This is a genomic window from Streptomyces alkaliterrae (assembly GCF_007097205.2).
Classification (GTDB): Bacteria; Actinomycetota; Actinomycetes; order Streptomycetales; family Streptomycetaceae; genus Streptomyces; species Streptomyces alkaliterrae.
The window spans coordinates 1-4,627 of record NZ_VJYK02000379.1 but is presented as its reverse complement, the minus strand read 5'-3'; the positions used below and the strand labels follow the sequence as shown (position 1 = coordinate 4,627).

3 protein-coding genes and 2 pseudogenes are annotated in these 4,627 nt (G+C 73.0%); 2 read left to right on the top strand and 3 right to left on the bottom strand.

Annotated features, from left to right (window positions below; translation table 11 throughout):
* Positions 1-477: 477 nt before the first annotated feature.
* Entirely contained in the window at positions 478-2,082 is a 1,605-nt protein-coding gene (locus FNX44_RS24060) for a peptide chain release factor 3 (RefSeq protein ID WP_143651025.1), read from the bottom strand.
* Positions 2,079-2,526, bottom strand: a pseudogene (locus FNX44_RS24055) (MerR family transcriptional regulator). Before FNX44_RS24055 ends, FNX44_RS24060 begins: the two are co-directional and overlap by 4 nt.
* A 300-nt stretch (positions 2,527-2,826) precedes the next feature.
* Here FNX44_RS24055 and FNX44_RS24050 point away from each other — a divergent pair.
* Positions 2,827-3,303, top strand: a complete 477-nt coding sequence (locus tag FNX44_RS24050) for a DUF5994 family protein (RefSeq protein ID WP_143651026.1) — start codon at positions 2,827-2,829, stop codon at positions 3,301-3,303.
* A 120-nt stretch (positions 3,304-3,423) separates the two neighbouring features.
* Positions 3,424-3,650 (top strand): annotated as a pseudogene (locus FNX44_RS24045) (transposase); the annotation flags it as partial.
* Here the strand turns inward: FNX44_RS24045 and FNX44_RS24040 are convergent.
* Positions 3,647-4,570: a DUF6891 domain-containing protein gene (locus FNX44_RS24040; protein ID WP_143651023.1), complete on the bottom strand. Its 924-nt coding sequence runs from the start codon at positions 4,568-4,570 to the stop codon at positions 3,647-3,649. The pseudogene FNX44_RS24045 and the gene FNX44_RS24040 overlap by 4 nt on opposite strands.
* Positions 4,571-4,627 lie beyond the last annotated feature (57 nt).

Here is a 4,627-nt window from a genome sequence, read left to right as displayed (position 1 = left end):
CGTTTGGCCCTGCCCGTCCGGTCCCCCGCCCGTTTGGCCCGCCTGGCTGGTCAGGACCCGACCGGGACGTCCGGCAGGTCCTCCCAGGGATGGACGTCGCGACCGCGTCCGCGTCCCAGACGCGGCAGAGCGGGACCTCCTGCCAGCCGATGATCGAGAGCTGCGTGCCGCGCGAGTGCCGGGTCGTCGACTGGGGCCTCCGCGCGATGTCCGCGCCCCGCGCGTCGCACAGCGCGGGGCGCCGCGCATCCAACGCGCGCCGCAGGAAAGGCAGGTGACCTGGATGTCGCCCTCGTGCGGCGTACCGCGCAGCTCCTCCGCCTCGCCGCACGACGGGCATGTCCGCGCATCGGCCACGACTCCGGTCTCCCTCCCGCGCTCGGGACTTCCGTGGCCCGGCAGGCGCCGTGTCCGGACCCGTCCCCACTCCAACGCGACGGGAGTGTCCTCGGTCCTGCCGGACCGCCCGCCCCGCCGCTACGCGTGGGCGGCGAGCAGCGACTCGAGAGGCGCGTCGGGGAAGGCCCGTACGAAGTTGGACGCCTGCCAGCGGTCGGGGAAGAGCGCGAGGTGCGTCTTGTCGCGTACCCGGGTGAGGGCTTCGCCCTTCACCAGCCGGGAGCGGTTGAGGCCGTCCGCGCCTGTGGCGTCGGTGGCCCGTGCCAACGCGTACGGCAGCGCCTCCAGCCGCACCGGCGCGGAGAACTCGCCCGCCATCCGGGCCGTGACGACGTCGAACTGCATGGGTCCCACGGCGGCCAGCACCGGCGCCTGCTCACCGCGCAGTTCGGACACCAGGACCTGCACCACGCCCTCCTCGTCGAGCTGTGCGATGCCGCGCCGGAACTGCTTCGACCGCGAGATGTCCACCGGGCGCGCCACCATGAAGTGCTCCGGCGCGAACGTCGGCATCGGCGGGAAGACGGCCGGCGAGCCGGCGGAGTGCAGCGTGTCGCCGACCCGCAGCGCCGTGGCGTTCACCAGGCCGACCACGTCGCCCGGGTAGGCGGTCTCCACCATCGAGCGGTCCTGCCCGAAGACGCTGTGTGCGTACTTGGTGGCGAACGGCCTGCCCGACGCCGCTCGCGTCACCGTCGTGCCGCGCTCGAAGACGCCGGAGCAGACCCGGACGAACGCGATCCGGTCCCGGTGCGCGGGGTCCATGTTCGCCTGCACCTTGAACACCAGCCCGGAGAACGGCGCGTCCACCGCCCGGGTGCCGCCGCCGGCGAGTCCACGCGGCCCCGGCGGCGGCGCCATGTCGACGACGGCGTCCAGCAGCAGCCGCACCCCGATGTTCGTGATCGCCGCGCCGAAGAACACCGGCGTCGTCCGGCCGTCCAGGAACGCCTCCCGGTCGTGCTCGGCACCGTCGGCGCGCAGCAGTTCGAGCTCCTCCACCGCCTGCGTCCAGTCGTCGCCCTCCTCACGCGCGGCCGCCTCGCCCGCCACGACCTCCTCCGTCGCCTCGTGCGTGCCACCCGGCGTCCGGGCGTACCGCAGCATGCGCCCCGGCTCTCGTGCGTCGACCAGCCCGCGCAGCCGTCCCGCGTACCCCACCGGCCAGGTCACCGGCGTCGGCCGCAACCCGAACTCCCGCTCGATCTCGTCGAGCAGCTCCAGCGCCTCACGCCCCGGCCGGTCCCACTTGTTCACGAACGTGATCACCGGGATGCCCCGGTGCGCGCAGACGTCGAACAGCTTGCGGGTCTGCTCCTCCAGGCCCTTCGCCGCGTCGATCAGCATCACCGCGCAGTCCACCGCCGCCAACACCCGGTAGGTGTCCTCGGAGAAGTCCGCGTGCCCCGGCGTGTCCAGCAGGTTCAGCACACAATCCCGGTAGGCGAACTGAAGCACCGCCGACGTGACCGAGATGCCCCGCGCCTTCTCCATCTCCATCCAGTCCGACGCCACCCCGCGCCGCCCCGCCTTGCCGTGCACCGCGCCGGCCTCGGTGATCGCTCGCGCGTGCAAAGCGAGCGCCTCCGTCAGCGTCGACTTGCCCGCGTCCGGATGGCTGATCACCGCGAACGTCCGCCGCCGGGCCGCCTCCCCGGCCACCCGCTCGGTTTCCGCCGTCATCGTGTCGCCCCCTTCGAGCCGGTCGGAGTCGCGGCCACCAACCGGGACAGCTGCCCGTGCAGGGAGCGCGCGAACTCCTCCGCCCGCGCCGGCTGTTCCCGCAACTCCTCACAGCGGCTGTCGGGCTCCAACCAGTACGTACGCAACCGTGCCACCAGTTCCTCACGTGCTCGTGTGTTGTCGTCGGGTAGCGCCCCGGCGTCCGGCAGCCGGTCCAGCACGTCCAGCAGCGCCCGCACGTCCTCCAGGTGGAAACCCGGCGGCCGCATCCGCCGCGCCAGCTCCAGCCGCCGCACCTCCGCCTCGGTGTAGAGCCGGAACCCCCCCCCCGTGGCTCCGCTCGGCCGGGCTCACCACCCCGACCTCCTCGTAGTGCCGGATCGTCCGCAGGGACAGGCCCGTACGCTCGGCCACCTCACCGATCCGCATCAGCCGCCCACCCACGGCTCCACCACCTTGAGTCGCCGTACCGGCCCCGTGGGCGAAAACCTACCCTGACGTCAGAGTAAATTGGCAACCGCCGCAACCAGCGAGGGTGGCACCGACAGGCCGGCGTCGTCGTCACGCGGCGCCGCGACCGCTCCCGCTCGGTGCCGCGCCGACGAGCGCGTCCTTTCCTCGAGGACGGCCGCGGCCGGGGCGGCGCGGAGTACCGTGGGAACGGAACGCAAAGCCCCTGACCACCAGGGCATCAAGCCCCTGACCACCAGGGCACCGGCGACCCGCAGACAGGCGGACGACACCATGGCCGACTCCCACACACCCCCGCCTCCCGGCACCGGTCCGCTGCCGAACGCCGTCCATCACGCGGTCAAGCCCGGAACGGCGGTCCTCCGCCTCCAGACCGCCCAAGCCCGGGACCGCGTCCTCGACGGAGCGTGGTGGCCTCACTCCCGCGACCTCGCGGCGGAGCTCCCCGCCCTGGTGGGCGCCCTGACCGCACACGTCGGCCCGATCACCCGCGTCGGCGTGGACGCCGCCGGCTGGGACGAGCTGCCGCCCCGCCTGATCGTCGACGACCGCGTGGTGCACATCGACTCCTTCGCGGTGGGCGACGACACGGTGCTGATCACACGAGGCGACAGGGACCACTTCTCGCTGCTGGTCGTGCCGCCCCACACGGAACCGGACGCCGCCCGGGCCGCGATTGCCCAGGCACTCCGCGCCGACAACGTCACAGGGGCCGAACAGATCCTCCTCGACACCGGCACCGGCACCTGACCCCGCCGCCCCCGCTGTGTTCTGCGCGGGTCCTGCAAGTGGGCCGCCGGCCTCCGCGCCCGGCATGACTGTTGCCCCCTGTCGAAGGCTGTGACCCGGGGGTGGTGTCACCGGACCCGCGCCGGCCTCGCCCCGACCACCAGATCGTCCGGCACTCGATCCACGGCGAACGCGCACCACGAGGCGGTAGCCGCCAGCTCGAACGCGCGATGTTCCTCTCCGCGTTCGCGGCCCTGCACGATCCCGCCTCCCGCACCTACTACGACCGATGCCGAGCTCGCGGAAAGACCCACACCCAGGCATTCCTCCGCCTGGCCCGGCACCGCCCCACGGTCGGGCACGTCTAACCGACCAGACGACGGCGCCAGTCCAGCGGGTCCACGGTGATGACCCGGTCGGGATCACGGTCCCACGTCGCGCGGAGTCCGGCTGCCTCAAGCGAGGCCACGACCTCGTCGCCGACGGCCGCGGTGGTCTCGGACCTTCCGTCGAAGGCGCCGTAGAGGAGCGTCAGCCCGTACCCGGCCGCGGCGGATTCCGTGCACTGGGTGTGGAAGTAGACGTAGCCCCAGGCGCCCGGCTCACCCGCGCTGCCGATCTCGGACTGTCCGCAGCTACGGCAGCAGGTGAAGTTCTCACGGGCCGTGATGCCGGCTTCGTCAAGTGCGGCGAACGCGCGGGCGAGTCGCTCGGGATCCGTCTCGCCCCGCCACGAAGCCTGCTCCGCGACGCGGTCCAGCCACAACCGGTCGACAAGCGCCTGCGCCTGTCCACGCGAGACGGGCCGACGCTCTCCGTCGACCAGGCACTCCTCGGCGAGCTGCGCCAGTTCGGCGCGGGTGGCATAGCCGCCGACCAGTACCCGACGGACGTGCTCCGCCAACTCCCGCCGCTCCTCCTCGTCGAGATCGAGCGGCGGCGCGTCCCGGGCTGCGCCGGCGCCCACCTCCAACGGCGACCAGGACAGCCCACGATCCCATCCGACCTCCCGGCGTGCCCAGCCGGCAAGCGCCGCGACCACCGCCTGACTCCGGTCCGTGGCCGCCCGGAAGTGGCGGTCGGCGGCGCCGTCGCGGTACTCCACCGTGTAGTCGCCCCCGGCCTCGTGCCAGACCTGCGCGAAGTCGTCTGGCAGGTCGGGTATCCGCTGGACCACCAGGAACCGGTCACCAGCGCCGCCGACGCGCCCCACCAGCCCGGCCAACTCCCCGGCGGCCACCCGGACGTGCCGCTCCCCGTTCTCGGTACACACCACGATCTCGAACACACACCGACCCTGCCAGACCCCTCTGACACGTCCCCCTGTCAGCAGGAAAGGCAGTAG

Bases quoted from the DNA above. Each gene is read 5' to 3' on its own strand.
- FNX44_RS24050 (WP_143651026.1), top strand. From the start codon at position 2,827: ATGGCCGACTCCCACACACCCCCGCCTCCCGGCACCGGTCCGCTGCCG.
- FNX44_RS24060 (WP_143651025.1), bottom strand. From the start codon at position 2,082: ATGACGGCGGAAACCGAGCGGGTGGCCGGGGAGGCGGCCCGGCGGCGG.